This window comes from Actinomadura sp. CNU-125 (assembly GCF_001942465.1).
In the GTDB taxonomy this organism is placed as follows: Bacteria; Actinomycetota; Actinomycetes; order Streptosporangiales; family Streptosporangiaceae; genus Spirillospora.
Map to the genome: position 1 here is coordinate 1 of NZ_MKJY01000023.1, position 25,641 is coordinate 25,641.

Sequence of the window (25,641 nt, forward strand, 5' to 3'; positions counted from 1 at the left end):
AGGCGGCGGTGCCGGGCACGGCGGACCTGCTGACGCCGCCCGCCGCCGCGCTCGCCGCGCGCCGCTCGTCCATGCCCTCGACTTCGACGACACGCTCGACGGGCGGGCTCGTGCACGCCACCGCGGTCGTGCTGCCCGCCGCGTTCGCGGTCGGCCAGCAGACCGGCGCGTCCGGCCGCGACGTGCTCACCGCGGCGGTCGCCGGGTACGAGACGGCGTGCCGGATCGGCGCCGCAGCCCCGCACGGGTTCCACGCGCGCGGCCTGCACGCCACGATTGCGCGGGCGTCTTCGCGTCCGCGCTCGTCACCGCGCGCTGCTCGGCTGGACCGCGGCGCGGGCCGCGGACGCGCTCGGGATCGCGGGCAGCCAGGCGGGCGGACTGCTGGCCTTCCTCGGCACCGGGGCCGCGACGAAGCGCCTGCACCCGGGTTTCGCCGCGCAGTCGGGCATCATCGCGGCGCGGCTCGCGGCCGCCGGGGAGAGCGGGCCGCACACCGTCTTCGACGGGCCGCACGGCGTGTTCGACGCGCTGTCGGCGCACCCCGCCGATCCGGCGTCCATCGTCGAGGGGCTCGGCGAGCGGTGGGAGACCACCCGTATCGGGATCAAGCCGTACCCGGCCTGCCGCCTCTCGCACGCCACGGTCGGCGCCGTCCTCGACGCGATGGCGCGGGCGCCGTTCGGCCCGGACGACGTCGCCGCGATCCACGCGCGCGTCCACCCCGACGCGGTGCCGATCGTCTGCGGCGGGCCCGGGGACCCGGCGCGTCCCGCGAGCCCGTACGCGGCGAAGTTCTCGCTGCCCTGGACGGTCGCGGCGCTCGTCACCGACGGCGGCCCTGACGCCCGATACCTTCGCCCCCGCCTCGATCGCGCGGCCCGGGGTGGCCCGGCTCGCCGGGCGGGTGCGCTGGGAACCGGCGGCGGCCCCCGGCGTCCCGGCCGCGGACGCGCCGGGGCACGAGACGGTCGCGCTGGCCGACGGCCGCGAGGTCACCGGGGCGGTCCCGTGCGCCGACGGCGGCGCGGACCGTCCGCTCGGCCGCACGGCGCTGCTCGCCAAGTTCGAGGCGAACGTCGGCGGCCCGGCGGACGACCTGGTGCACGCCGTCGAGACGCTCGACGCGCAGCCCGACGCCGCCGCCGTCCTGCGTGCCGCCGCGCAGGCCGCCCGGACCGCGCACGACGAGGAGCACGCATGACACCACGAGCGACCAAACCGGACGCCGCCGCCCCCTCACCCCCGACGGACGCCGCGTGGACGTCCGGGCACTCCGGCATCACGCCCGATATACCAGCCCACCCCGATATGCCGGTCACGTCGAACACCTCCGCCACACCCAGCGCACGAGTTACACCCGGCACGCTTGCAACACCTGGCACGTCTGCCACACCGGACACGCCCACCACACCCAGCCCATACGGCACGCATGCCACGCCCGGCACGCTCGCTGCGCGTGCTGTGCCCGGTGCACCCGCCGGCGTCGGGGGCGGCGTGGGGGCGCAGGCTCGGGGGGCTTATGCGCGGGCGTTGGCGGCGCTGGACGGCGCGGGGTACGGGCCCGGCGACGTCGTGCACGTGACGGAGCACGTCACGGTCGCCGGGCTCGCGGGCTACGCGGAGGCGTCCGGCGTGCGCGGCGAGGTCTTCGGCGTGCACGAGCCCGCGGTGACGACGGTGGTCGTGGAGGGGCTCGCGGACCCGTCCGCCGTGCTGGAGGTCGGCCTGCACGCGGTGCGCGGCGCGCAGGGCCGCCCGCGGCGGGCGGGCCGCGCCCGGACGGGACGTGGACGCGTCGGCGCGTCCGGGAGGGCTTCGACGGGACCGTGCACCTGCCGACCATGGTGCCGATCGACGCGTCCGGCGACGTCGTCCGGCCCGGCGACTTCGTCGGCCAGTACGCCTACTGCCTCGACCGCGCGGACGCCCTGCTGCGCCGGGCGGGGCTGTCCCTCGACGACGCGGTGACGACCTACGACTACTCGACGCCCGCGAGCCGCGACGTGTACCGCCGCAGTCATCGCGTCCGCGAGGAGCGGCTCGGCGGCGCGGGCGTGTACCCGGGGGCGGGCGGCGTCCTGATGAGCGCGCTGCACCACCCCGGGGCGCTCGTCGCGATCGACGTGACCGCGTCCCGGCACCCGCTCGAACCCGTCAACCCGGGCTGGTCCCGCTACGACACGCTGACCTACTCCCCCGGCGTGCGCGCGGGCCGGACGCTGTTCATGTCGGGCTTCGCGGCGCTCGACATGGAAACGCAGGAGGCGCTGTACCCGGGCGACGCCGAAGCCCAGGCCGAGGCGACGTACGGCGCCGTCCTGCGGGTGCTGGAGCACGCCGGGCTGGGCCCGGACGACCTGCTGTCGACGGTCGAGTTCTGCGTCGCGCCGGTGCCGCCCGGGCACCGCGGGGTCGCGTCCGTCCGGGACCGGCTGCTGCGGACGCCGCCCGTCTCGACGCGGGCGGCGTGCGCGGCGCTGCTCCGTCCCGAGTTCCTCCTCGAAGTGTTCCCCACCGCCCTGTATCCCGCCGAGGAAGGTTCATGACCCTGCTCACCGAGGAGATCCGGGCGCTCGTCGGCCGGACGAAGGTCTACCGGGCGCCGGAGCCGCTGGGCGCCGCGGCGGCCCGCTACTTCGCGCTCGCCGTCGGCGACCGCAACCCCCTCTACACCGACGCGGAGTACGCGCGGGCGAACGGGCTGGACGGCGTGACCGCGCCGCCGACGCTCGTCTGCGAGACCAACCAGTACGCGGGCCTGCCGATCGGCCCGGACGGCGACGCGGGCCACAACTGGGGCATCGAGATCCCCGGCACCCGCAAGGTGCGCGGCGGGAACGCGTACGTGTTCCACCGCCGCGTCCGTCCGGACGACGTCGTCACCGCGACCTGGGAGATCACGGACGCCACCGCCAAGACGACCCGGTCGGGCGCGGAGATGCTCGTCGTCACCTCGCGGGCGACCTACACCCGGCAGGACGGCGCGACGCTCGCCGAGAACGAGGAGACGATCATCTTCGTGTCCCTGGAGGCGGCCCGATGACGCACCGGACCGGGGACGCCGTGCCGCCGCTGGAGCGCACGATCGGGCTCCCCGACATGATCGCCTACGCCGGGGCCACCTGGGACTGGTACCGCCTGCACTACGACCCGGAGTTCGCCCGGACGGCGGGACTGCCGGGTCCCGTCGTGGACGGCCAGGTGTTCGGCGCGCTGCTGGTCGAGCAGATCCAGGACTGGCTCGGCCCCCGCTGCTTCGTCCACCGGCTCGGCTTCGCCTTCAAGGCGCCGGTCTTCGCGGGCGAGACCGTCCGCTGCGAGGGGACGGTCGCCGCGGCGGGCGACGGGTTCCTCGACCTGGACCTGCGGGTGATCGTGCCGGGCGCGGCCGACCGCGTCGCCGTGGCGCCCGCGAGCGCACGCGTCCTGCTCGGCACGGCGGAGCCCCGATGAGCACGGGCGTCGCGATCGTCGGGGCCGCCGAATCCGATCTCGGGGTGACGAACCGGTCGGTGCTGGGGCTGCAGGCGCAGGCGGTCGGACGTGCGCTGGCCGACGCGGGCCTCGCCCTGCGCGACGTCGACGGGATCGCCACGACCGGGGTGTCGCGGTTCTCCGCGACCCAGCTCGCGGACTACTTCGGCATCGAACCCCGCTGGACCGACTCGACGTACGCGGGCGGCGCGGCGTTCGAGATGTTCGTCGCGCGGGCCGTCCAGGCCATCGGGGCGGGGCAGGCCACGACCGTCGTGATCAGTTTCGCGTCCGACCAGCGGTCGGCGCGGTCCCGCTCGCTCGGCGGCACGGCGGACGACGGGACGCCCGAGGCGCAGTTCGAGCACCCGTACGGGCCGCTGTACCCGATCTCGTACTACGCGATGGCCGCGCAGCGGTACCTGCACCGGTACGGCGGGTCGCGGGAGGCGCTCGCCGAGGTGGCGGTGGCGGCGCGGGAGTGGGCGCGGCTGAACCCGGCCGCGTACCGTTTCGGCGCGGACCCGCTGACCGCGGCGGACGTCACTGCCGCGCCGGTGATCTCCAGCCCGCTCACCGCGCTGGACTGCTGCCTGGTGACCGACGGCGGCGGCGCGGTCGTCCTGACGTCGCTGGACCGGGCACGCGACCTGCGCCGCGCGCCCGTGGAGGTGCTCGGCTACGGCGAGCGCACCACGAACACCTCGATGACCGCCGTCGCCGACCCGACCGTCACCGGCGCGGCCGGATCCGCCGCGGACGCCTTCGCGCGGGCCGGGGTCGGCCCGGCGGACATCGACGTCGCCGAGGTGTACGACTCGTTCACGATCACGGTCGTGCTGACGCTGGAGGCGCTCGGCTTCTGCGGGCGGGGCGAGGCGCTCGACTGGGTCGCGGGCGGCCGGATCCGCCCCGGCGGCGACGTCCCGCTGAACACCTCCGGCGGCGGCCTGTCCTACTGCCATCCCGGCCAGTTCGGGATCCTCCTGCTGGTCGAGGCGGTGGCCCAGTTGCGCGGCGACGCGGGCGCCCGGCAGGTCCCCGGCGCGCGGCTCGCGGTCGCGCACGGCACGGGAGGGATCCTGTCGACGCACGCCACGGTGGTCCTCGGAGTCGACCCATGACCGGTTCCGAGGGGTTCGCACCGTCCGTCCCCCCGGCGGACGAGGTCACGGTCCCCTGGTGGGACGCCACGAGGGAGCACCGGCTCGTCCTGCAGGCGTGCCCGCGCTGCGTCCGGGACGGACGGCCGGGCGTGCAGCACCCGCCGCGGGCGCTCTGCATCCGCTGCGGATCGGACGAACTGGACTGGACCGGCACGGACGGCCGCGGCGTCGTCGACGCCTGCACCGTCGTGCACCGTGCGCCGCGACCCGGGCTCGCGGTCCCGTACGTCATCGCGCGCGTCCGTCTCACCGAGGGCGCCGTCCTCCTCACCCGGCTGCGGGGGCGCGAGCCGGACGAGTGGCGCATCGACGACCGTGTCCGGGTCGTGTGGGCCGACCTCGACGACGGGCGCGCACTCCCGGTGTTCGTCCCGGCGGACACCGCGACCCCTGGCACCGGTCCCACGACGGAAGGCGGCTGAATGGACTTCGAGCTGAACGAGGACCAGCGCGCGTTCCGCGCCGTCCTGCGCGACTTCGTCGACCGGGAGATCATCCCGGTCGCCCGCGACTGGGAGCACGCCGGCCGCTCCCCCGCCGAGATCGTCGAGGGCATGCGGAAGCTGGGCCTGTTCGGGATCACCGTGCCGCCCGAGTACGGCGGCCTCGACCTCGACCCGGTCTCGTTCGCGCTGGTCTTCGAGGAGATCGCGCGCGGCTGGATGGGCGTCGCGGGCATCCTCGGCAGCCACACGCTGGCCTGCCGCATGATCGCCGCGCACGGCACCGCGGACCAGAAGGCCCGGTACCTGCCCGACCTCGCGACGGGCGCGCGGCGCACCGGCATCGGCCTCACCGAACCGGACGCGGGCACCGACCTGCAAGGTATCCGCACGACGGCCCGGCGGCGCGACGGCCACTACGTCGTCGACGGGACGAAGACGTGGATCACCAACGCGCGGCACGCCGACCCGCTGCCCGTACTCGTGAAGACCGACCCGTCCGCCTCCCCCGCCCACAAGGGCATGAGCATCCTGCTCATCGACGCCGACACCGACGGCTACCAGGTCACCAAGGACATCCCGAAGCTCGGCTACAAGGGCACCGAGTCGTGCGAGATCGTCCTGGACGGCGTGCGGGTGCCCGCGGCGAACCTGCTCGGGGGCGTCGAGGGCCGCGGGATGCAGCAGGCGCTGTCCGCGCTGGAGTGGGGACGGGTGAACATCGCGGCGCGGTCGGTCGGCATCGCCCAGCGCGCCCACGACGAGGCCCTCGCCTACGCGTCCCGGCGCCGCGCCTTCGGCCGCGACATCGGCGACTTCCAGGCCGTCCAGCTCCAGCTCGCCACCGTGGCGACCCAGGTCCAGGCGGCGCGCCTGATGGCCTACTTCGGCGCGGACGCGGTCCGGCGCGGCCGCGCGGACGGCGCGACCGGCATGGCGAAGATCTTCTGCTCGGAGGTGGCGCTCCAGGCGGCGATCGACGCCATGAAGATCCACGGCGGGCACGGCTACTCCACCGAGTTCGAGGTGGAGCGGCTCTACCGGGACGCGATCCTGATGAGCATCGGGGAGGGCACCAACGACGTCCTGCGGACCGTGGTCGCCAGGTCGATGCTGCGCGGCGAGACGGTCGTGCGGTGACCGCCGCACGGCTTCGCCGGGCGGACCGGCCGAGGAGAGGAAGCGGACGGCCATGACGCAGCCGAACACCGCGGGGACGCAGATGAACATCGCCGGGGGCGTCCGCGAGTTCGCGCGCAGCACCCCGGCGGCCACGGCGCTCGTCGACGGCGACCGCCGGATGACGTTCGCCGAACTCGGCGACCGCAGCGACCGCGTCGCGTCGCTGCTGGCCGACGCCGGGCTCGGGGCGGGCGGCCGGGTCGCGGTGCTGCTCGGCAACCGGCTGGAGTACGTGGAGGTCGCGGCGGGCGCCGCGAAGGCGGGTGCCGTGCTGGTGCCGCTCAACCCGCGCGGCACCGCCGCCGAGCACGCCGCGCTGATCGACCGGTCGGGGGCGTCCGGGCTGGTCGCCGAGGCGGCGAGTTCGAGGCGAGCGTCCCCGACCTGGCCGCGGACCTGCCGGTCGCCCTCCGGCTCGGCGCGGGCTCCTGGGGGCGCCCCGACGAGCGGGCCCTCGCCGCGTAGGGGCGGCCGACCCGCGCGCCGACGTCGCCGAGACCGACCCGTTCTGCGTACAGTACACGTCCGGCACGACCGGACGGCCGAAGGGCGCGCTGCTCACCCACCGCTCGCGGGTGTTCACCATGTTCGGGTGCGCCGTCGACTACAACCTCGGGCCCGGCAGGCGCACCGCCGCGATCGCGCCGATGTCGCACGGCGCCGGGTTCTGCTTCGCCTACGCGGGCCCGTTCCTCGGCGGCACGACGTCCATGATGCGCCGCTGGGACCCCGAGGAACTCCTCCACATGATCGAACGCGACCGGCTCCAGACGATCTTCCTGGTGCCGACGCACGCGCACGCGCTGCGGCAGGTCATGGAGCAGGCGCCGCGCAGGCACGACCTGTCGAGCCTGGAGACGATCTACTTCAACGCCGCGGCGCTGCCGGTGCCGCTGAAGGAATGGGTCATCGACGCGTTCCCGCACGTCGGCGTGCACGAACTGTACGGGTCGACGGAGGCGGGCATCGTCACGAACCTGCGTCCCCCCGACGCGCTCCGCAAGGCCGGGACGGTCGGGCATCCTTGGTGGATGACCGAGGTGACGCTGCTCGACCCCGACGGGCGGGAGGCCGGGCCCGGCGAGCCGGGCGAGCTGTTCGGCCGCTCGCCGTTCACCATGCTCGGCTACCTGGACGATCCCGAGGCGACCGCCGAGGCCGTCCGGCCGGACGGCTTCCTGTCCTCCGGCGACGTCGCGGTCCGCGACGACGAGGGCTTCATCACCATCGTCGACCGCACCAAGGACATGATCGTCTCCGGCGGGTCGAACATCTACCCGCGCGAGATCGAGCACGTCCTGGCGGGCTGCGACGGCGTCGCCGAGGCCGCGGTCGTCGGGCTGCCCGACGAGAAGTGGGGCGAGATCCCCGCCGCCTTCGTCGTCCCGCGTCCCGGCCGCGACCTCGACTTCGCCGCGCTGGAGGCGTCCGTCCGCGCCGTCCTCGCCGCCTACAAGACCCCGAGGGCGTGGCGGGCGGTGGACGAGCTGCCGAGGAACTCCGGAGGCAAGGTCCTCAAACGCGTGCTCCGGGACGCGGACCGTCCCCCCGGGGAGGAGCGGTGAGGAGCGGATACGTCGACACGGACTGGGGCCAGGTCCATTACCGCGCGGCCGGCGACTCCGGCCCGTGGATCGGGCTGTTCCACGAGTCCCCGCTGTCCTCCCGCGTCTTCGAGAAGGTCCTCCCGCTGCTCGGCGCGCACGCCCGCGCCGTCGCGTTCGACACCCCCGGGTACGGCTCGTCCGATCCGCCGCCCGGGCCCGGCTTCGAGATCCCCGAGTACGGCCGGATCCTGGCGCAGGCCGCGGCGCGCGCCGGCCTCGAACGTCCCGTGCTCGGCGGCGTCCACAGCGGCGCGTCGCTCGCCCTCGCGGCCGCCGCGCACCTGCCCGCCGCCGGGCTGGTGCTGAGCGGCGTCCCGCTCTTCACCGCCGAGGAGCGGGCCCGGTTCATCTCGGGCTGGACGCCCGAGGCGCCGCTGGACGCGCGGGGCTCGCAGTTCGGCTGGGCCGTCGAACGCTACCTGCGCACGTGGGGCCCCGACCTCCCCCCGGACCTGCTCCACCTGGCCGTGGTCGAGCTGATGCGCGTCGCGGACCGCTACGAATGGGGGTACCAGGCGGCGTTCCGCCACGACCCGGCGGACGCGCTCGCCGCGCTCGAACCGCCCGTCCTCCTCCTCAACGCCGAGTTCGACGTGCTCGCGGCGAAGGACGCGACCGCCCTCGAACTGGCGCGCGACGCCCGCCTCGTCGTCCTGCCCGGACTGCCCGGCCAGCCGCACCTGCGCGCGCCCGCCGACTTCGCCGCCGCGCTGCTGACGTTCGTCCGCGAGGTCGCCTGACGCCCCCGGCGGCGCGCTCCGTCCGCTCAGCCGGCCGGGAGCCTCGGCTCGGCGTCGTCGAAGGGCTCGCCCGCCGCGTAGCGGCCGTCGAACAGTTCGATTTCGGTGTCGGGGAGGGCGGCAAGGTACGACAGCAGGCTCGACTTCACCCCCCACACCAGCCCCAGGTCCCGGTAGACGACGCCGGTCGGGTCCGCGTCCGTGTCGGGTGCCGCCATCACGGCTACAGGGTGATGAATTCGAGCGGCACGTGGTTGGTGCCCCACTCGGCCCACTTGGCCATGCCCGGGTCCCCGGTCAGGTCGAACTCGCTGCGCGCCAGCGCCTCCTCCAGGGTGATCCGGAACATCATCCGTGCCAGCGGCGCCCCCGGACAGGAGTGCGTGCCGCGCCCGAAACCGATGTGGTCGGTGATGTTGGGCCGGTGAAGGACGAACTCGTCCGGATCGTCGAAGACGCGGGGGTCGCGGTTCGCGGCGGTGTAGACGAGCGCGATCGGGTCGCCGGCCTCGATCTCCTGCCCGCCCACGACGGTGTCCCGCCGTGCCGTCCGGGCCATCCCGCGGTAGGGGTTGTAGAGCCGGAGGAACTCCTCGACGGCCGCGGGGACGTCCTCGCGGCGGCGCCGGAGATGCTCCTGCAGCGCCCGGTCCCGGCTCAGGTGCACGAACATGTTCCCGATGAACACGCTCGGCGCCACCATGCCGGTCACGATCAGCTGGCGCACGCAGCCGAGGACCATCCCGGCCGGCAGCGGGCCGCCGTCGTGCCGCGCCTCGATGAGCGCCATGGTGAGGTCGTCCTCGGGGTCGTACCCTCCCCCGAGACGCTCGTCGATGATGTCCTGGGCGATCTCGTAGAGGCGGCCGCTCAGGCGCTTCACCGTCTCGTGGTCGAGGACCTGGATCGCGTCGACGTAGACGCCGCTGACCTCCTTGATCTCGACGCCGTGCGCACCGAGAGGTTGAAGAACTCGGCGAACACGTGCGCCGGGAGCCGCTGGGCGTACTCGCGGGCGACGTCGGCGCTTCCCCTGGCGATGAGGGGTTCGAGGAGCTCGACCACGCAGCGGCGTACCGCGGGCTCCAGCAGGCGCATCCGGGGCGGGGTGAAGAACCGGTTGATGACGCGCCGGTAGCCGGTGTGCTCGGGCGGGTCGAGGTGGAGCGGCGGGCGGACGCCGGTGAAGGCGAACTTCGGGATGGCGTTCTGCCTGGTCGTCGTGAACCGGTCGATGTCGGTGATGACCTCGAGCAGTTCCCGGTGACCGAGCATCGCCCAGAACCCGCCGAAGTCCTGGCACCGGGCGACCGGGTTCACCGCCCGGACGTCGCGGAACACCCGGTGGGCGCTGTCGAACCCTTCGGACGGCTGGGAGTCGAAGTCGTGTGCCCGGCGGCGGGACCCGACCGAGGTCGGGTCCGCGCCGTCCCGTCGCACACCGGACGTGGTGCTGTGGTGCTGCACGTTGGCCTTTCGCTGGTCGGATCAGCCGACGCCGAGCAGAGACTTCAGCTCCGCCGAGCCGCTGAGCTCGATGTCGCTGATACGGGTGAACCCGGTCATCGCGCCGGTGTCGAAGGGGGAGATCTGGCTGGCCGTCTCGTTGAAGTCGAGGTTGCCCTGCTTGCTCATGAGGTAGGCGGCCAGCAGCTTGGCGCCGGCCGGGTTCGGCGAGTTCGCGGCGAGGCCGAGACCGACCTCGGGCCCGGTCGTCGGGCTCGGCGCCGCCAGCTCGATCGGCGCGCCCCGCTCCTTGAGGACGGCGACGACCGGCTCCACGCCCGGGAACCCGAGGTCGGCCTCGCCCGCGGCGACCGCCTGCGTTCCGGGCACGGCGCCCCCGGAGACCCGCGGGCCGTTCGCGGCGATCCGCCGCAAGAACCCGTCGCCGTACTCCTGGCGCATCAGGCTCCAGAAGGCGATGTCGGCGGGCGACGAGTCCGGCTCGGCCAGCAGGATCTCGCCCTTGAACTTCGGGTCGGCGTACGCCTTCCAGTCCGCTGGAGCCTGCTCCACCGCGTCGGTGTTGTAGACGAGCTTCGTCGGCACGAACCCCACGATGGGCGTCGCCCCGTCGTGCGCGTAGGCCTCCTTCGGCAGGTCGTCGGCCATGGCGGGGAGGTCGGCGTCGGCGAACGAGGTGATCCAGCCGTTCTTCAGGGCGTCGTCGTAGAACGGCGAATCCGTCAGCATGATGAGGTCGGCCCTGTTCTCGCCGCCGGCCGCCTCCGTCGAGAAACGCTGCGAGAGGTCGCCCGAGACGAGCCGGACGCTCTCCACCTCGACGCCGTAGCGGGCTTCGAAGTCGGACGCGATCCGGCGCAGCGCCGACTCCTCGATCATCCCGTACAGGGTGACGGGGCCCGCGGCCTTCGCCTCGTCGACGAGCTTGCGGGTCTCGGCGTCCAGGTTGGTGGCGGGCTCGACGTCGGAGGAGGCGGAGCCCGATCCGCAGCCGCCGACCGCGAGCGACAGAGCCACTGCGGCCGCCAAGGCCGCGAGGGTCTTCTTCATCGTGTTCCTTTCGGGGCGGGGTCTCGGGGGCGGCGGGTCTCGGGGTCAGCGCGTCTTGGCGACGCCGATGCGCCTGGAGAGCCAGAGCACGAGCACGAGGATCACGCCGGTGACGGCCACCAGCGCGGAGGAGAGGGCGGCGAGGGTGGCGTAGGAGCCGCCGTTGAAAACCTCCAGGATGCGGAAGCCCACGACGACGTTGCCGGTGCCCGACAGGAGCGCCGAGGCGGTGAGGTCGCCGACGATCCGGACGAACAGCAACGCGAATCCGCCGACGAGCCCGGGCAGCATGAGCGGCAGATCGATCCGCCGGAAGGTCTTCCATCGCTTTCCCCCGCCGACCCGGGACGCTTCGCCGAGCTCCGTCCCGATCGTGGCGGCGGCGGCGTCCGAGGCGATGGACGCCTGCGGCAGGTACAGCGCCAGGTATCCGAGCAGCAGGATGAGCCACGTGCCGCCGAGATCGAACGGCTCCCCGCCGAGCAGCAGCAGGATGCCCACCGCGATCACCATGTGCGAGATCGACGCCGGGAGCTTGATCGCCGCGTCGACCCCCTGGACGATCCGGCCGCGGCGCCGGGCGACGAAGAGGGAGACGATCGCCGCCGCCAGAATGCCGAGGACGCCGCCGACCACGCCGAGCGTCAGCGAGTTGACGAACGCGTCGCGGGTCTGCGGATCCTCGAACAGCGCGACGCGGAAGGCGTCGAAGTTCAGCGAAGACCACCGGATGTTCGGCGTCCAGTACCCGTTGAGGGAGACCAGGAAGAGCCCGGCCATCGGCAGGACGGTCGTCACGAGCACGTACAGCAGGACCGCGAAACGGACCGGATGCCGCCACCCGCCCAGGTCGGTGACGGTGTGCCGGCCGCCCTTGCCGCCGATGCTCGCGAACCGGGACTTCTTCAGGATCCGGTACTGCATGTAGTACGCGCCCCCGACGAACAGCACCACGATGGCGCTGAGGCCGATAGCGACGTCCTCGTCCGGGGGATAGCTGAAGGTGAGCAGCTTGACGATGCGCACGGGGATCATGTCGATGCCGGCCGGCGTCCCGATGATCTGCGCGATCGAGAACATGCCGAAGCCGAACCAGGTGCTGAGCAGGAACCCGGCGCCGAGCGCGGGGGCGAGGGCCGGAAGCGTCACCCGGCGCAGGGTCTTGAACGCACCGGCGCCGCTCACCCGCGACGCCTGCTCCAGGCTCCCGTCCAGTCCCTGCATCGCCGCCGACACGGTCATGTAGACGTAGGGGACGGCGTACACCGTGTAGACGAAGACCACGCCGTACCAGCTGTTGATGTCGAACGGCCCGGTCTCCAGGTGGACGCCGATCCCGCCCAGCGCGTCCCGGGTCCAGGCGTTGAGCAGGCCCGCCTTCTCGGAGAGCAGCATCGTCCAGCCCACCGCTCCCGCGATCGGCGGGAGCAGGAACGGAAGGTAGGGGAAGACTCCGTTGAGGAACCCGATGCTCGCGTTCGTCCGGATGTTGGCCCACGCCAGCAGGAAGCCGACCAGCACGGCGAGCACGCTGCTGCCCAGGACCACCGTCAGCGTGTCGAAGACGAGCTCGCCGAGGTCGTCCACCGCCAGCGTCTCGGAGATCGCCTCGAAGGTGAGGCGGCCGTCCTTGTAGAACATGCGGACCAGCACCCGCAGCAGCGGGAAGCAGACGAGCACCAGGAGAACGCAGGCCAGGACCATCGCGACGAGGTCGAAGCTGCCGGGCATGCGACGACCGGCGCGGCGCCGCCGCGCGCCCGTGGGGCGGGGGATGCGGGGAATCGTGGTCACGCCGGGGCCCGCGCCGGACGGGAAGACCATCACTTCGTCCTCGGGGACGCCGATCCAGACGTCGTCGCCCTCCCGGAACCCGGCGTCGCGTCCGCCGACCCAGACCCGCGTCCGCACGTCGCCGGAGCGGACCAGGTACTCGGTGTGGGTTCCCAGGTAGAGGACCGCCACGACCTTCCCCCGCAGGGCGTTGCCGGCGTCCGGCCGCTCACGGTGCAGCGAGCAGTGCTCGGGACGCCACAGCAGGCACGCCTCCGGGACGCTCCGCGCGGTCGCGCGGACGGGGCCGAGCTCCGTGCCGTACGAACCGGAAGCCGCGTCGTACGTCCCGGACAGCTCGTTGGTGTTCCCGATGAACTTGGCGACGTACTCGGTCGCGGGCCGGGCGTACACCTCGGTCGGCGTCCCGATCTGCTGGACCCGGCCCTGGTCGAGGACGGCGATCCGCGTCGCGAGCTCCATCGCCTCGGCCTGGTCGTGCGTCACGAACAGGGCCGTGAACCCCAGCCGGCGTTGCGTCGCCAGAAGCTCGGCCCGCAACTGCTCGCGGACCTTCGCGTCGACGTTGGACAGCGGCTCGTCGAACAGGACGACGTCCGAGTCGTTCACCAGCGCGCGGGCGAGCGCCACCCGCTGCTGCTGGCCGCCGCTGAGCTGCGCGGGGTACTGGTCGCCCAGCCCGCCGATGCCGACCAGCTCCAGCGTCTCGCGGACCTTGGCCGCCATCTCCTTGCGCGGCATCCGCCCGCCCCGGCGGTTCTCCAGCGGGTACCGCACGTTGCGGGCCGCCGTCATGTGCGGCCACAGGGCGTAGGACTGGAAGACCATGCTCAGCTCGCGGCGCTCGGTGGCCACGTCGATCCCCCGCCCGGAGTCGAACACCACCCGTCCGCCGACGCCGATCCGGCCGCGTCCGGGGTCTCCAGCCCGGCCACCGTCCGCAGCAGCGTCGTCTTCCCGCAGCCGCTGGGCCCCAGCAGCACGACGACCTCACCGGGCTCGACGAGGAGTTCCGCCTCGTCGACGGCCGGCACCACCGAGCCGTCCCGGCGGCGGAAGTGCTTCGACAGGGCCCGGATCTCGACGGCGTACTCCCCCGGCCGCGCGGGGGCTTCAGGCGCGTCTCTGCCCGCGGTCGTTACCTGCATCACATCATTGTGTGGCATAATTTAGCCGACCGTCAACAGTTCGCGATGTATTCGATCCAGGGGAGAATGCGCAGCATGTGGCCGGACCTTGAGAGCTTGCGCTGCGCCGTGGTGGAGGGCCCGCGGGGCCGCCAGCTGCTGATCACGCTGATGGCCGACTACTGGCTCGCACCGGACGCGGTCGCCCCGTCGGGCGCGGTCGTCGAGCTCATGAACGACATGGGCGTGAGCGCGTCGGGAACGCGGACGCTCCTGAGCCGGCTCACCCGCGAGGGCCGGCTGCAGTCGGTGAAGGAGGGACGCCGCACCTTCTACGCCCTGTCGCAGCAGGCCCTCACGCGCCTGTCCACCGGCTTCGACGCCATCCGGCGCTTCGGCGTCGACGAGGCGCACGACCCCGACGCGCCCTGGCTGATCCTGATGTTCTCCGTCCCGGAGGAGCAGCGTGCCCTCCGCCAGCAGCTCCGCAGGGGACTGTCCTGGATGGGCTTCTCACCGCTGTACGACGGCGTGTGGATCACTCCCCGCCCCGTGGAACACCAGGCCGTCGCGCTGTGCCGCAAGCTGGGCGTGGAGTCCGCGAGCATCGCAGCGGGTTCGATCGAGGCGATCGGGCGCGACCACGGACGCCCCACCGACGCGTGGGACCTGCCGCTGGCGCAAGGGCTGTACCAGGCGTTCGCACGGCACCTCGCCTCCCCGCTCGAACGGCTTTCCGCAGGCGAGATGACCGCGGACGAGGCGCTCCGCCTCCGCACCGAGATCATGAACATCTGGCGCGGCTTCCCCAAGTTCGACCCCGGCCTGCCCGAGCGCGAACTCCCGGCCGGATGGCCCCGCGCGGCGGCCCGCACCGCCTTCGCCGGGCTCTACGACGGCGCCGCGAAGCCGGCCGGAGACCGCGTGCGCGAAGTGGTCGCGCGCCACTCCCCCGCCCACCTCGATCTCGTAGTCGAGCGCCTCATCGACCCGGAAGGACCGCCGGACCGCCGGGACTGAACGTCCCGCTCGTCCCGCCGAGGAGTCTTCGCGCCCGGACGGACAACTCGTCCGCCGATCGCCGCGACCGGCCGTTGACACCGAATGCTCAGATCAGCATTCCGTGAACTGCGTTCTCCTCAGTGAGTTTGCTGCGCGGCCTGCGATCTTTGACCGTTCGCGGGAACTTCACCCCGGCGGCAATCAAGTCTGTTTCGGTGATTATCGGACCGTCCACGATCTGGGCGAGCAGTACGGCCTGGTCGGGCTCCAGATCGGTGACCCGGCGGAGCGCGGTGAGAAGCTCGTTGAATTCGGTCACCCACTCAAGGGGCCAGTGGTCGATGTGGATGTCATCGAGGGGGCTGGACTTCTTCCCGCCAGGGTTCGCCTTGCGATAACCGAACCAGTGCCGGATGACGTTCATGCCGCTGACCGTGTACTCCCACATGCGGGAGGTCACGGGCCCGAACGTCCCGCCGCCGACGAGGACGACCCGGTCGTCCTCGTCGTATGCGATTTTCGCGGGGATCCGGTCGCCGATCGGGGTGAGGTTGGTGACGCGACGATCGTCTCCCGGCGGGAAGGCGATGGCGTCGGCGGGTCGGCCCTCGGCGGGGTCGGCTGCGGCCGCGCCACGGGTCGCCGCCCAGAGCACGCGGTTGCCCAAGGCTGTGGCCTGGGCGAACAGGGCGGGGTCGCCGGTAAGGGGGACCCGGACGCCGGGGGTCCGGAGTTCGTCGAGGAAGCGGGCGGTGAACGCCGGGTGCGCGGTGACCGCCGCGACATAGGCCGTGATGTCCCGCGCGGTGACGGACAGGCCGAGCAGCAGACCGAGCCGACTCGCCAGTCCCGGGGCGAGGTTCTCCGACCCGTCCGGGTGCAGCATCGGCAGGACCCGTCCGCCTCGACCGTTGAAGTGGTGCATGTCCTGGAGATGCGTGGAGAACGTGAGCGCCGGACCGGACGTGAGCGGCTGCGAGTGCTGTTCGCTGACGAAAATCTGGCCCGGTGCGTCGGCGTTCCACAGATCGGTTCGCGGGAAATCGATCACTCGCCGGTCCGGGATGACCCATTGGCGGTCGAAAGACCGGTAGGACACCATGCGCGGTTCCGGGCAGCCCCCGGTCTCTTCCCTGACGGAAACGCTACGGGTGTCGCCGCGCGGAAGCGGTTTGACGTCCGAGTCGATCGTCCGGTCGCGTGTCTCCTTCATGAGGGCGCCCTTGCGTGCGGGGTCCTCCTCGCCGACCATGGCCGCCCACCGTCGGCGCAGAATGTCCGGAGACGGTGCGTAGACCCATCCGCGGTTGGGCTTCACTCCGGGCGTCGTCCACGGGAAGAGGTCTCCGAGGGCCGGGTAGTCGTCCCATGCCGAGTCCGCGGCGGCGGTGAACGGCGCCTCCCAGTCGGTGCGCACCTTTCGCCATTTCGGACCGTTCAGCGCCAGCGCCTTCAACTGGTCGTACTTGTCGGCACGGCGTCCGGTGACCTCCGTGCAACGGACCTCGGCCGGAGTGCCGGGGTCGGTGTCGGAGCGTCGAGCGAAGATGGCGATCGCCAGCGGCTGCTGGACACCGGGAAAGATCCGCGTGGACACGTCCGGCTGCATGCCTTCAGGGGTGAGATCGATGATCCATCCCTCGCTGCAGACCCGGCGCAGGTAGCGGCGCATTCCCTTGAACCCGGGGCCTTTGAGGTATCCCGAGGTGGTGATGAACGCGACCACCCCGTGCCGGTCGTCGACATGAGCGTCGAACACTTTCCAGGTCGACCACGCCCAGAAGTAGATGTAAAGATTCTTGAGGACGTATTCCATGCGACCGTTTCCGGGAAGGCGGAAGCGGTCCAGCGGTGCGGCCATGCCGGGGTCGCCGTCCTCGACCCAGCCGCCCTCGCCGTCCGCGCGTTCTCTGTAGGGCGGGTTGCCGATGACGACGGTCACGGGCGTGTCGGCCTTGATCTCGTTGGCGTACCGGCGGGATCGTGCGATCGGCTCGTAGGTGGTCGCGATCTGCGTCGCCTCGACGTGCGGATCGTCGAGGGTGTTGGTCACGTACATGCGGAGGCCGTTCTCCGGCAGCGCCGCACCGTGCCCCCTGAGCAGGTCGGCTCCTCGCATTTCGGCGACGGCGTAGGGTCCCATCTGCATTTCGAAGCCGATCAGGCGCCGGGCGAGGTCGGTGATGGCCTGCGGGACGGTACCGGGGCCGTGCTCTTCGCCGGTCCGCCGGGCGGCGTGCTCGATGATCGCATGCAGATAGGTTCCCGTCCCCATGGCGGGATCCACGGTCGTCACGGTCGCCGCCATGAAGCCGTCCGGGGTGGCCAGGCGGGTGGCCAGCACGTCGTCGGTGAGGCGGACCATCACGTCGACCACTTCGCGCGGCGTGTAGTAGGAGCCGCTGTCCTGGCGCAGCTTCGGATCGTAGGTTTCCAGGAACGATTCGTACAGGTGCAGGTAGGCGTCTCGACGTCCGCCGCGGACCCGTGGCCAGTCGACGGCCCCGATAACGCGGCGCAACAGGTCGAGGGTGACGGTGAGTTCGTCGGTCGCCGAGTCGGTGAGCAGTTGCAGCGCCTTGCTCATCAGCGCGTGGGCCTGACCCGCGCCGAGCCGGGTGGCAATCCGGTGCATGTCCGTGCCCGCGACGTCGATGTCCTCGGTGCGTGCCAGCAGCAGCGCGAACGTCAGCGTCTGGGCGTAGTAATCGGCGAAGGTGGCGTCGTCCGCGCTGGGGAAGATCAAGTTGCGCCAGTCCCGCGCGAGCCCGCTGAACGGTTGCCGCCACTCGTCGGCGCCCGCCCTGACGGCCCTGTGCTCGGCGGCCAGCTGGTCCAGCACCGACGAACGCAGCAGTCGGCACAGCGGGGCCACCGCGTTCACCAGCTCCCCGACCGAGGTGATCGGACGCGGCGACCACCCCAGAAACTCGGTGAGAATCCGTTCCAGCGCGGTGCCGGACACGGAAAGGGCGCGCCCGGCGGTCCGCAAGTCACCGCTCAGCCCGGCCGTTTCCACGAGCGCGCCGTTCTTGTACAGCCGCCACTCGGTCCCGTTGGTGTAAAGGAGGTCGGGGAGGTCCCTGAGCCGTTCCCACTGGCGTCTGTCGTGCCCCCGGAAGGTCACCGGGTCGATCGATGCACCGGGCCGCTTCAGCTCGACGTAGCCGGTCACCGCGCCGTCCACACTGATCGCGTAGTCCGGCCGCACTCCCATACCCGGCAGCGACGCCTCCCCGTGCATGACCACGTTCCGATGGGCGCGGGCACCGGCACGCTGCAGCAATTGTTCGAGAGGGCCACGAATCGCGGCTTCGGGCTCTCCCACGCCTCCGGCCAGTCGTTCCGCACACGTTTCGCCGAATTCGGCCAGAGCCTGCTCAAGCCATGCCGGTACCGCTTCAGCCACGTGCCACCTCACGTCGACCCGCACCTCGACGTCGTCCGCTCGAGGTCACTATTCAGTAATCGCCAGAACGGATCGTGGTCGCAATAGCCACCGGTGGCCGCAACTGGACCGACCACACTAATATGGAATATGAAGACGACTGGAAGGTGAATATTTAGTACCCGTTTCGCCACATAGCAGGTTCGGGGTCCAGAAAGGGCAGCGAGCTTGTCGTTCCGCTAAGCGATGGTGCAGGGGCGGGCGTCCCTCCTTGTATCTCCACAGATCGCGCGCCCCGGAACACCGCCCACGGGATCAGCCGCGGCGGCGGAGGTGGCCTCACGAATACCACCGTCCGCACCCCTCCGATACTTTGGCACCACACCTTTAGGCTCGTCGTTATGCGGATCGTCTCCCTCAATGCCTGGGGCGGCGCGATGTTCGACGAACTCGCGTCCTGGCTCGACACGTGCGGCGCCGACATCCTGTGCCTGCAGGAGGTGACCCGCACTCCGGCGGTCGGCGGCTGGACCCGGTTCGACGACGCCGACCGCTCACTTCCGCAGCGCGCGAACCTCCTGGCCGACGTCCGTTCCCGGCTCGTTCACCACCACGGGCTCTTCGCCGCGAGCGACGCCGGCCCGGTCCACGACGACCGGCACCATCGACACCGGCAGGACTTCGGCGTGGCCACGTTCGTCGCCGAAGCGCTTCCCCTGGTCGGCATGCGATCGATGTTCGTGCACGGCGAATACACCGAACATCGCGACGGATGGCCGAACGGCGGTCGGCCCCGCGCCGCCCTGGCCGTCCAGGTCTTCGACCGCCGGGCGCAGCGGTCCGTCACCGTCGTCAACCTCCACGGTCTGCGGGATCCACGCGGAAAGGCCGACACTCCGGCCCGCCGCGCGCAGGCCGAACGGCTCGCGCACCTCATCGACGACGCGCGCGCCGGCGGCCATCTGACCGTGGTGTGCGGCGACTTCAACCTGCTGCCGGACAGCGAGACGTTCCAGATCCTTGCCGAACTCGGACTGACCGACCTGGTCCGGGACGCCGACACCAGGACGTCCCGCTACCCCAAACCGCTCCGGCACGCCGGCTACCTCCTCGTCTCGGACCCGGCCGCCGTCGAACGCTTCGAGATCGTGGCCGCACCCGAGGTCTCCGACCACCGCCCTCTGGTACTCGACCTACGGCACGCCGACGCGGAGTCGGCCGTCTCTCCGGACCGCCCGCGCCGGTACGCCCTAGCCCCGGAAGCGACGGGCCTTCCGCCTCCGCCTGATCGTCCGACGGCTCCCACACCGGGCTAGGTGTTCTGTCCCGTGAGGTTGGGGACGCGGCTGGCGGGTGGGAGGCCGCCGAGCGCGGTGTGGCCGCGGTGGTGATTGTAGGTGTGCAGCCACCGCGGCAGCGTCCGGCGGCGTTCGATCTCGGACGCGTAGGGCTGGTGATAGGCCCATTCGTCGAGCAGGGTGCGGTTGTAGCGTTCGACCTTGCCGTTGGTCTGAGGCCGGTACGGGCGGGTGCGCTTGTGGACGACGCCGGCCGCGGCCAGGGCGTCGCGCCACAGCCGCGAGCGGTAACACGATCCGTTGTCGGTCAGCACCCGGGCGACGGTGATCCCGGCTTGCTCGAAGAACGCCTGCGCCCGGTTCCAGAACGCGGCGGCCGTCTCTTTGGTCTCGTCGGGCAGGATTTCGGTGTAGGCCAGGCGGGAGTGGTCGTCGACGGCGTTGTGCAGGTAGGCGTAGCCAGGTTGGGGCGGCCGTGCACGGTGCGGGGCCGGGCGGGGTCGCGGTGGGCCGAGGAGTTGCGGCCGCCGGCGGCGCGGCCGTGCACGCGGTGGCCGCCGCCGTCGGGGATGTTGCCGAGTTTCTTGATGTCGACGTGGACCAGGTCGCCGGGCGCGCGTGTTCGTAGCGGCGGACGGGCTGGCCGGTGGCGCGGTCCAAGTGGGCCAGGCGGGCCAGGCCGTGGCGGGTCAGGACCCGGTGGACGGTGGCGGGGTTGAGACCGAGCAGGTAGGCGATGCGGGCCGGTCCCCACCGTCGCAGCACCCGCACTTTGATGATGCGGCGCTCGGTGCGGGTCGGGGTCCGGCGCGGGCTGTGGTGCGGGCGGCTGGACCGGTCGGCCATCCCGGCCTCGCCCAGCTGCCGGTAGCGGGCGGCCCACCGCCGGGCCGTGGTGGGTGAGACCTGGAAGCGTTCGGCGGCCCGCCGCAGCGGCCACCCGTCCTCGACCACGCAGCGGGCCAGGCGCAGGCGTCCGGTCTCGGTCAGCGGGGCGTTACGGTGGGGCATGAGGGCCTCCTGGCGTCCGGTGCAGATGTCGCAATCCACACCGAACCCGGAGGCCCTCCCTCATTTCAAGATCATCTGGCCGTGCCGCCGTGTTCACAACCTCTGTGGTCAGTACAGCTAGGGCTTCTCGATGCCGATCGTCAGCCGGACGCCGAGGGCCTCGGCGACGCGTTCCAGCACCGGCAGCGGCGGGATGCGGGCGCCCGACTCCAGGCGGGAGATCGTCGGCTGATCCAGTCCGCTCAGTTCCGCCAGCCGCGCCTGCGTGAGCCCCAGGGCGCGCGCCGGAGGCGGATCGCCTCGTTCAACGGTTCCCTCATACCCGCACTGTCGCCGCCGGACGAGCGCGGCCCCGTCCCCCGGACGCCTACGGGCGGCGGACCGTCCGGCGGACCCCGGCATCGACCGATCGGACGACCCCGCGCCCTCCGGCGCATGAAGCCGGGCCTCGACGCCGCCGGGGAAACCGCCGCCGACTCGGCCGTTCCGTGCATATTTTCTTTGCCGAGAAAAGTTGGCGAAGCCCGTTCTTCCTCCATAGTCTCCACCGCATCGGCCGAAATCCGGCCGGACGCCGAGTCTCACTAGAGAGCCGGGGACCCACGTTCCTGGGGTGAATCCGCAGTTCACCTGCGGTAGGGCCTTCTCCTGGCCCGAACCCGTCAGCTAACCCGGTAGGCGAAAAGGAGAGGCGGACGATCCTTGACATCGAGCACCCGCAAAATGGGGCGGCCGGCGAAACTGCTGGCGGCATCGGCGATCATCGGCGGATCCCTGTTCCACCTGGCCGCGCCGTCCCAGGCCGCGAGCGCCCCTGCCCCCGCACCCGCAGCGTCCCTCCCGTACGGCGTGGACGTGTCCAACCACAACCGGAACTTCGACTGGGGCGGAGACAAGCTCGCCTTCGGCATCGCCAAGGCCACGGAGGGGCTGACCTTCGACGACAAGACCTTCGCCGACAACTGGGCGAAGATCCGGCAGAACGGGCTCGTCCGGGGCGCGTACCACTACGGCCATCCGAAGAACGACCCAGTCCGGGAGGCCGACCACTTCCTGAAGATGGTGACGTCCACGGGCCTGCAGCAAGGCGACCTGCTGGTCCTCGACCTCGAAACCACCGACGGCCGTTCGGAGAGCGAAGTCAACGCGTGGGCGAAGCGCTGGCTGCAGCGGGTCGAGCAGAAGACCGGTGTGAAACCGTTCTTCTACAGCTCCTGGTATTTCGCGCAGGAGCACGGTGAGGGCCTCGGCGAATATCCGCTCTGGGTGGCGCATTACGGCAAGGAGGCGGGACGCCTTTCGGCTCCTTCTCCATGGAAGCAGTGGGCCATCCATCAGTACGCGTCCACCGATCAGGACCACAACGTCTCCCGGCTCGGTGCGGCGCAACTCCGCCGGTTGGGCTACCAGTCCGCGCAGCGCTAGATCTCGTTCAACGAGGTCCCCGGACCCGGCGGGTCCGGGGATCGCGCTTGTCGGGGGTCATGGCAGGAGGCGTTGTTCCTTTGCGACGGCGACGGCGCCCGCGCGGGTGTCGACGCCGAGTTTGTCGTAGATGCGGCCCAAGTGGGTTTTGACCGTGGCTTCGCTGAGGAAGAGGGCCTTGGCGATGTCGCGGTTCGACAGGCCGTGTTCCAGTTGTTCGAGGATGTCGCGCTCGCGGGGGGTCAGGGCGGGCGGGGGTTGCGCATGTGGGCCATGACGCGGTGGGCTACGGGCGCGACAGCGCGGTGCGTCCTTCGGCGGCGGCGCGGACGGCGGCGAACAGCTCGTCGGGGCGCTCGGCCTTGAGGAGGTAGCCGGTGGCGCCGGCCTCGATGGCGCGGGTGACGTCGGCGTCGGTGTCGTAGGTGGTGAGGACGAGGACGTGGACGGCGCCGCCCGAGTCGGCCGTGATCCGGCGGGTGGCCTCGACGCCGTCCATGCCCGCGCCGAGCTGCAGGTCCATCAGGACGACGTCGGGGGCGTGCCGGGCGGCGAGCGCGACCGCCTCCTCGCCGCTGCCGGCCTCGCCGACGACCTCGATGCCGGGGGTGCTGCCGAGCAGGGCGAGCAGGCCGGCGCGGACGACGGCGTGGTCGTCGCAGAGCAGAATCCGGACGGGCGCGGGATCGGTGCCGGTCATGGCGCGTCGGCCTCCTCCACGTGGAGCGGAGCGGCGGCGGACACGACGGTGCCGTCGCCGGGGGCGGACTCGACGGTGAGGGTGCCGCCGAGTTGCTCGACTCTCGCACGGATCGCGGGCAGGCCGTGCCCGCGCGCGTCCGGTGGCCGGGCGGGGGCGGACGCGTCGAAGCCGCGGCCGTCGTCGGCGACGTCCAGGCGGACCTCGTCGCCGAGGTAGGTGAGGGTGACGGCGGCGCGGGTCGCGCCGGAGTGCTCCCGGACATTCGCGAGGGCGCCCTGCGCGATCCGCAGCAGCGCCGACTGGACGCGGCCGGGCAGCGGCCGCGGGCCCGGTTCGCCTTCGACGCGGCATTCGACGGACCGTTCGGCGGTCGACTCCCGCGCCGCCAGGCCGCGCAGGGCCTCCTCCAGGCCGCCGCCCGCGGCGAGGTCGGCGGGCGCCAGGTCGTGGACGAACCGGCGCGCCTCGGCCAGGTTCCGTTCGGCGATCGACGCGGCGGTGCGCACGTGCGCGCGGGCGCGTCCGGGATCGGCGTCCCACACCCGCTCGGCGGCCTGCAGCAGCATCCGCTGGCTGGACAGGCCCTGCGCGAGGGTGTCGTGGATCTCCATCGACAGCCGCTGCCGTTCGGCGAGGGTGCCTTCGCGGCGCTCGGTGGCGGCCAGTTCGCGGCGGGCCCGCACGAGGTCGCCGATCAGGGCGGTCTGGCGCGCGGACTGCCGGTCCATGAACGCGAACACCGCGGTGGCCAGGGCGGCGACCGCGGCGGGGCCGACGACCAGGTCGACGTCGAAGCGGTCCGCCAGCCGGAGCCGCGCGAAGATCACGTAACCGGTGAGGGCCGTCACCAGGACGTACGCGGCGGGCGGGGCGAGCGTGCGCAGCGCCGTGTAGAAGAGCGGCACCGCGCACCAGGAGAAGCTGGGCGCCAGCGCGACCAGCACCGCCAGGCCCGCGACGACGGCGCCCAGCCAGAACAGGTGCGCCGGTGGGGGGCGGCCCGGCCCCGGGGAGAAGCGGACGGCCCGGTCCTCGGGGGGCGCGGTGTGCCGGCCGAGGATCACGCCGAGGACGTACAGGACCGCGAGGACGCCGGCCAGGGCGAGCACGACGGGCGCGCCCGGGGTGTCTCCGTGCCGCTGCACGTAGCGGGTCAGGGCGGAGCCCAGCAGGAGGACGAAGGTGAGGTGGATGACGACCGGCAGCCAGGGCGCGTCACCGGTCCCGGGCGCCCGCGCGGCGCCGCGGGCGGGACGGCTGCTGGGCGGCATCGCTGGTCCTTTCCGGTGGGGCCCGCCGCTTCCGTGCGGGACGCCCGGAGCGTTCCCGGAGCGGCCCTTCCGAACCGTGCTGAGCTGGGCGGACACTTCGATTATCGCCCGGGTTTCCGGCATCGGGGTCATCCGTTCGGACGACCCCGTGGTCGTCCGTCCGATGCGCGGGGAGCACCCGGTTCGACGACGGCGGGGCGGGGGCCGTGGACGCAGGCTGGAGGCACGACGCGGGAGACGCCGCGTCCGTCCCGTCCATGGGACACCTCCGCGAACGACCTATAGGGAGCCGTTCCCGATGAACGACAAGACCCGCAAGTTCTCCACCCGCGTGAAGATCACCGCCTCGGCCTCGGCGCTCGCGGTGGTCGGCGTCGGCGCCGTCGGCACGATGGCCGCTGCCGCGCAGCCGCCCGCCGCCGCCCCGCAGGCCGCGGCCGCCGCTCCGCGGGCCGCTGCCGATCTCAAGGACAAGACCACGACGACCAGCGCCCATCTGACGATCGACGCCGCCACGACCGCCGCCGAGGCGGCGCTGAAGGCCGCGCAGAAGGAGAACCAGCGGGTGACCGTCGCGGTCGTGGACCGCAACGGCAACACGATGGTGACCCTGCGCGGCGACGGCGCGGGCCCGCAGTCCTACGATTCCGCGGTCAAGAAGGCGTGGACGGCCGCGGCGTGGAACTCCCCGACGTCCGCGCTCGTCGAGCGGCTGGAGGACGCGCCGACGCTCGCCGACATCCCGAACACCCTGTTCCTCGGCGGCGGCGTCCCGGTCGCGCAGGGCGATGCGCCGATCGCGGGCATCGGCGTCGCGGGCGCGCCGTCCGGAACCCTCGACGAGAAGTTCGCGCGGGCCGGGCTCGCGGCGATCGACAACGGCCGCTGACGGAGCCCGGACGACGGCACCGCCGCTCCGTCGGCCCGGCCCCCGCACACCTGTCCGCTTGTTTTCCTCCGAAGGGAGTCCCGTAATGGTGAAGCGATCGCTCTCGCGGGCCGACCGGGTCCTGCTCGACGCCGCCCGGAGCGGCGACGCCGCCGCCGTCGTCCGGGCCCTCGACTCCGGCGCCGGCCTGGAGGCGCGCGACGAGGACGGGCGCACCGCGCTGCTGCGCGCCGCGCTCCACGACGAGGTGGAGACGGCCGGGGTGCTCGTCGGTCTCGGGGCCGACGTGAACGCCCAGGACGTCCGCAAGGACAGCGCGTGGCTGGTCACCGGGGTGACCGGCAGCGTGGCGATGATGCGCGCGCTCCTACCCGGCGAGCCGGACCTGACGCTGACGAACCGGTTCGGCGGCGTGTCGCTGATCCCGGCGAGCGAACGGGGCCACCTCGACTACGTCCGGGCGGTCCTGGCCGAGACGGACATCGACGTCGACCACGTCAACGATCTCGGCTGGACGGCGCTTCTGGAGGCCGTGATCCTCGCGACGGGGGCCGCGTGCACCTGGAGGTCGTCGGGGCGCTGCTCGCGGCGGGCGCGGACC

Annotated in this window: 23 protein-coding genes, 6 pseudogenes and 1 riboswitch; of the genes and pseudogenes, 18 read left to right on the forward strand and 11 right to left on the reverse strand. The window is 72.4% G+C overall.

Annotation, left to right across the window (positions count from 1 at the left end; translation table 11 throughout):
• Positions 1-71: 71 nt before the first annotated feature.
• The 13 genes and pseudogenes from BJF79_RS66445 to BJF79_RS58310 all read left to right on the forward strand — a co-directional run.
• Positions 72-215 (forward strand): annotated as a pseudogene (locus tag BJF79_RS66445) (MmgE/PrpD family protein); the annotation flags it as partial.
• Positions 216-276: 61 nt separating this feature from the next.
• Positions 277-789, forward strand: a pseudogene (locus BJF79_RS66450) (MmgE/PrpD family protein); the annotation flags it as partial.
• A gap of 97 nt (positions 790-886) precedes the next feature.
• Positions 887-1,204 (forward strand): hypothetical protein, encoded by a 318-nt coding sequence (locus BJF79_RS03655; protein WP_075894979.1) that lies wholly within the window; start codon positions 887-889, stop codon positions 1,202-1,204.
• A 329-nt stretch (positions 1,205-1,533) separates the two neighbouring features.
• Complete coding sequence (locus BJF79_RS58295; protein ID WP_262401480.1) at positions 1,534-1,971, forward strand: hypothetical protein; 438 nt, start codon at positions 1,534-1,536, stop codon at positions 1,969-1,971.
• Complete coding sequence (locus BJF79_RS03665) at positions 1,854-2,549, forward strand: RidA family protein (protein WP_262401486.1); 696 nt, start codon at positions 1,854-1,856, stop codon at positions 2,547-2,549. The genes BJF79_RS58295 and BJF79_RS03665 overlap by 118 nt, the downstream gene beginning before the upstream one ends.
• Positions 2,546-3,046, forward strand: a complete 501-nt coding sequence (locus BJF79_RS03670) for a MaoC family dehydratase (RefSeq protein WP_075894982.1) — start codon at positions 2,546-2,548, stop codon at positions 3,044-3,046. The genes BJF79_RS03665 and BJF79_RS03670 overlap by 4 nt, the downstream gene beginning before the upstream one ends.
• The gene (locus BJF79_RS03675) at positions 3,043-3,456 is read left to right on the forward strand and encodes a MaoC/PaaZ C-terminal domain-containing protein (protein ID WP_075894983.1); all 414 of its coding nucleotides are present in this window, start codon (positions 3,043-3,045) and stop codon (positions 3,454-3,456) included. Before BJF79_RS03670 ends, BJF79_RS03675 begins: the two co-directional genes overlap by 4 nt.
• Complete coding sequence (locus BJF79_RS03680) at positions 3,453-4,601, forward strand: acetyl-CoA acetyltransferase (RefSeq protein ID WP_075894984.1); 1,149 nt, start codon at positions 3,453-3,455, stop codon at positions 4,599-4,601. The genes BJF79_RS03675 and BJF79_RS03680 overlap by 4 nt, the downstream gene beginning before the upstream one ends.
• Positions 4,598-5,065: a Zn-ribbon domain-containing OB-fold protein gene (locus BJF79_RS03685; RefSeq protein ID WP_075894985.1), complete on the forward strand. Its 468-nt coding sequence runs from the start codon at positions 4,598-4,600 to the stop codon at positions 5,063-5,065. Before BJF79_RS03680 ends, BJF79_RS03685 begins: the two co-directional genes overlap by 4 nt.
• The gene (locus BJF79_RS03690; protein ID WP_075894986.1) at positions 5,066-6,226 is read left to right on the forward strand and encodes an acyl-CoA dehydrogenase family protein; all 1,161 of its coding nucleotides are present in this window, start codon (positions 5,066-5,068) and stop codon (positions 6,224-6,226) included. It abuts the gene before it with no gap.
• Between the two features lie 160 nt (positions 6,227-6,386).
• Positions 6,387-6,566, forward strand: a pseudogene (locus tag BJF79_RS58300) (AMP-binding protein); the annotation flags it as partial.
• Between the two features lie 130 nt (positions 6,567-6,696).
• Positions 6,697-7,833, forward strand: coding sequence for a class I adenylate-forming enzyme family protein (locus tag BJF79_RS58305; protein ID WP_083733143.1), 1,137 nt, complete (start codon positions 6,697-6,699; stop codon positions 7,831-7,833).
• Positions 7,830-8,615, forward strand: a complete 786-nt coding sequence (locus BJF79_RS58310; protein WP_262401487.1) for an alpha/beta fold hydrolase — start codon at positions 7,830-7,832, stop codon at positions 8,613-8,615. Before BJF79_RS58305 ends, BJF79_RS58310 begins: the two co-directional genes overlap by 4 nt.
• A gap of 26 nt (positions 8,616-8,641) precedes the next feature.
• Here BJF79_RS58310 and BJF79_RS03710 read toward each other — a convergent pair whose 3' ends face one another.
• From BJF79_RS03710 to BJF79_RS66455, 6 genes and pseudogenes are all read right to left on the reverse strand, one after another.
• The gene (locus BJF79_RS03710) at positions 8,642-8,833 is read right to left on the reverse strand and encodes a hypothetical protein (RefSeq protein ID WP_143219677.1); all 192 of its coding nucleotides are present in this window, start codon (positions 8,831-8,833) and stop codon (positions 8,642-8,644) included.
• Between the two features lie 5 nt (positions 8,834-8,838).
• A complete protein-coding gene (locus BJF79_RS58315; protein ID WP_262401481.1) occupies positions 8,839-9,498 on the reverse strand; it encodes a cytochrome P450 in 660 nt (219 codons plus the stop codon).
• On the reverse strand, positions 9,495-10,082 hold the full coding sequence (locus BJF79_RS58320; protein ID WP_262401482.1) for a cytochrome P450: 588 nt from the start codon (positions 10,080-10,082) through the stop codon (positions 9,495-9,497). The genes BJF79_RS58315 and BJF79_RS58320 overlap by 4 nt, the downstream gene beginning before the upstream one ends.
• 21 nt (positions 10,083-10,103) lie before the next feature.
• The gene (locus tag BJF79_RS03720) at positions 10,104-11,132 is read right to left on the reverse strand and encodes an ABC transporter substrate-binding protein (RefSeq protein ID WP_075894989.1); all 1,029 of its coding nucleotides are present in this window, start codon (positions 11,130-11,132) and stop codon (positions 10,104-10,106) included.
• A 45-nt stretch (positions 11,133-11,177) separates the two neighbouring features.
• On the reverse strand, positions 11,178-13,388 hold the full coding sequence (locus tag BJF79_RS52750; RefSeq protein ID WP_410050039.1) for an ABC transporter permease subunit: 2,211 nt from the start codon (positions 13,386-13,388) through the stop codon (positions 11,178-11,180).
• Positions 13,389-13,556: 168 nt separating this feature from the next.
• Positions 13,557-14,092, reverse strand: a pseudogene (locus tag BJF79_RS66455) (ABC transporter ATP-binding protein); the annotation flags it as partial.
• 57 nt (positions 14,093-14,149) lie between these two features.
• Here BJF79_RS66455 and BJF79_RS03745 point away from each other — a divergent pair.
• Positions 14,150-15,073 (forward strand): PaaX family transcriptional regulator C-terminal domain-containing protein, encoded by a 924-nt coding sequence (locus BJF79_RS03745; protein WP_075894991.1) that lies wholly within the window; start codon positions 14,150-14,152, stop codon positions 15,071-15,073.
• A gap of 88 nt (positions 15,074-15,161) precedes the next feature.
• Here the strand turns inward: BJF79_RS03745 and BJF79_RS03750 are convergent, their stop codons facing one another.
• Positions 15,162-18,299, reverse strand: coding sequence for a type ISP restriction/modification enzyme (locus tag BJF79_RS03750; protein ID WP_262401484.1), 3,138 nt, complete (start codon positions 18,297-18,299; stop codon positions 15,162-15,164).
• A gap of 545 nt (positions 18,300-18,844) precedes the next feature.
• On the opposite strand from BJF79_RS03750, the gene BJF79_RS03755 reads away from it, so the two are divergent.
• Positions 18,845-19,759, forward strand: a complete 915-nt coding sequence (locus BJF79_RS03755) for an endonuclease/exonuclease/phosphatase family protein (protein WP_143219680.1) — start codon at positions 18,845-18,847, stop codon at positions 19,757-19,759.
• Here BJF79_RS03755 and BJF79_RS03760 read toward each other — a convergent pair.
• Positions 19,756-20,752, reverse strand: a pseudogene (locus BJF79_RS03760) (IS481 family transposase). The gene BJF79_RS03755 and the pseudogene BJF79_RS03760 overlap by 4 nt on opposite strands.
• 117 nt (positions 20,753-20,869) lie before the next feature.
• Positions 20,870-21,154, reverse strand: a complete 285-nt coding sequence (locus tag BJF79_RS03765; protein ID WP_075894992.1) for a helix-turn-helix domain-containing protein — start codon at positions 21,152-21,154, stop codon at positions 20,870-20,872.
• A 160-nt stretch (positions 21,155-21,314) separates the two neighbouring features.
• Positions 21,315-21,448: riboswitch (cyclic di-AMP (ydaO/yuaA leader) on the forward strand.
• Between the two features lie 6 nt (positions 21,449-21,454).
• Here BJF79_RS03765 and BJF79_RS03770 point away from each other — a divergent pair.
• Positions 21,455-22,177, forward strand: a complete 723-nt coding sequence (locus BJF79_RS03770; RefSeq protein WP_143219681.1) for a glycoside hydrolase family 25 protein — start codon at positions 21,455-21,457, stop codon at positions 22,175-22,177.
• A gap of 57 nt (positions 22,178-22,234) precedes the next feature.
• Here BJF79_RS03770 and BJF79_RS03775 read toward each other — a convergent pair.
• Together BJF79_RS03775 and BJF79_RS03780 are read right to left on the reverse strand one after the other, a co-directional pair.
• Positions 22,235-22,877 (reverse strand): annotated as a pseudogene (locus BJF79_RS03775) (response regulator).
• A complete protein-coding gene (locus BJF79_RS03780) occupies positions 22,874-24,151 on the reverse strand; it encodes a sensor histidine kinase (protein ID WP_075894994.1) in 1,278 nt (425 codons plus the stop codon). The pseudogene BJF79_RS03775 and the gene BJF79_RS03780 overlap by 4 nt, the downstream one beginning before the upstream one ends.
• 298 nt (positions 24,152-24,449) lie before the next feature.
• On the opposite strand from BJF79_RS03780, the gene BJF79_RS03785 reads away from it, so the two are divergent.
• Positions 24,450-25,040 carry a GlcG/HbpS family heme-binding protein gene (locus tag BJF79_RS03785; RefSeq protein WP_075894995.1) on the forward strand — a complete coding sequence of 197 codons (591 nt, stop codon included), beginning with the start codon at positions 24,450-24,452 and terminating at the stop codon, positions 25,038-25,040.
• Positions 25,041-25,125: 85 nt separating this feature from the next.
• The coding region (locus tag BJF79_RS03790) for an ankyrin repeat domain-containing protein (RefSeq protein ID WP_262401485.1) at positions 25,126-25,641 on the forward strand (516 nt) is incomplete at its 3' end.

Bases quoted from the DNA above. Each gene is read 5' to 3' on its own strand.
- BJF79_RS03670 (WP_075894982.1), top strand. From the start codon at position 2,546: ATGACCCTGCTCACCGAGGAGATCCGGGCGCTCGTCGGCCGGACGAAG.
- BJF79_RS03675 (WP_075894983.1), top strand. From the start codon at position 3,043: ATGACGCACCGGACCGGGGACGCCGTGCCGCCGCTGGAGCGCACGATC.
- BJF79_RS03680 (WP_075894984.1), top strand. From the start codon at position 3,453: ATGAGCACGGGCGTCGCGATCGTCGGGGCCGCCGAATCCGATCTCGGG.
- BJF79_RS03685 (WP_075894985.1), top strand. From the start codon at position 4,598: ATGACCGGTTCCGAGGGGTTCGCACCGTCCGTCCCCCCGGCGGACGAG.
- BJF79_RS03690 (WP_075894986.1), top strand. From the start codon at position 5,066: ATGGACTTCGAGCTGAACGAGGACCAGCGCGCGTTCCGCGCCGTCCTG.
- BJF79_RS03710 (WP_143219677.1), bottom strand. From the start codon at position 8,833: ATGGCGGCACCCGACACGGACGCGGACCCGACCGGCGTCGTCTACCGG.
- BJF79_RS03720 (WP_075894989.1), bottom strand. From the start codon at position 11,132: ATGAAGAAGACCCTCGCGGCCTTGGCGGCCGCAGTGGCTCTGTCGCTC.
- BJF79_RS52750 (WP_410050039.1), bottom strand. From the start codon at position 13,388: ATGGAGCTCGCGACGCGGATCGCCGTCCTCGACCAGGGCCGGGTCCAG.
- BJF79_RS03745 (WP_075894991.1), top strand. From the start codon at position 14,150: ATGTGGCCGGACCTTGAGAGCTTGCGCTGCGCCGTGGTGGAGGGCCCG.
- BJF79_RS03750 (WP_262401484.1), bottom strand. From the start codon at position 18,299: ATGCACGGGGAGGCGTCGCTGCCGGGTATGGGAGTGCGGCCGGACTAC.
- BJF79_RS03755 (WP_143219680.1), top strand. From the start codon at position 18,845: ATGCGGATCGTCTCCCTCAATGCCTGGGGCGGCGCGATGTTCGACGAA.
- BJF79_RS03765 (WP_075894992.1), bottom strand. From the start codon at position 21,154: ATGCCGGGGTCCGCCGGACGGTCCGCCGCCCGTAGGCGTCCGGGGGAC.
- BJF79_RS03780 (WP_075894994.1), bottom strand. From the start codon at position 24,151: ATGCCGCCCAGCAGCCGTCCCGCCCGCGGCGCCGCGCGGGCGCCCGGG.
- BJF79_RS03785 (WP_075894995.1), top strand. From the start codon at position 24,450: ATGAACGACAAGACCCGCAAGTTCTCCACCCGCGTGAAGATCACCGCC.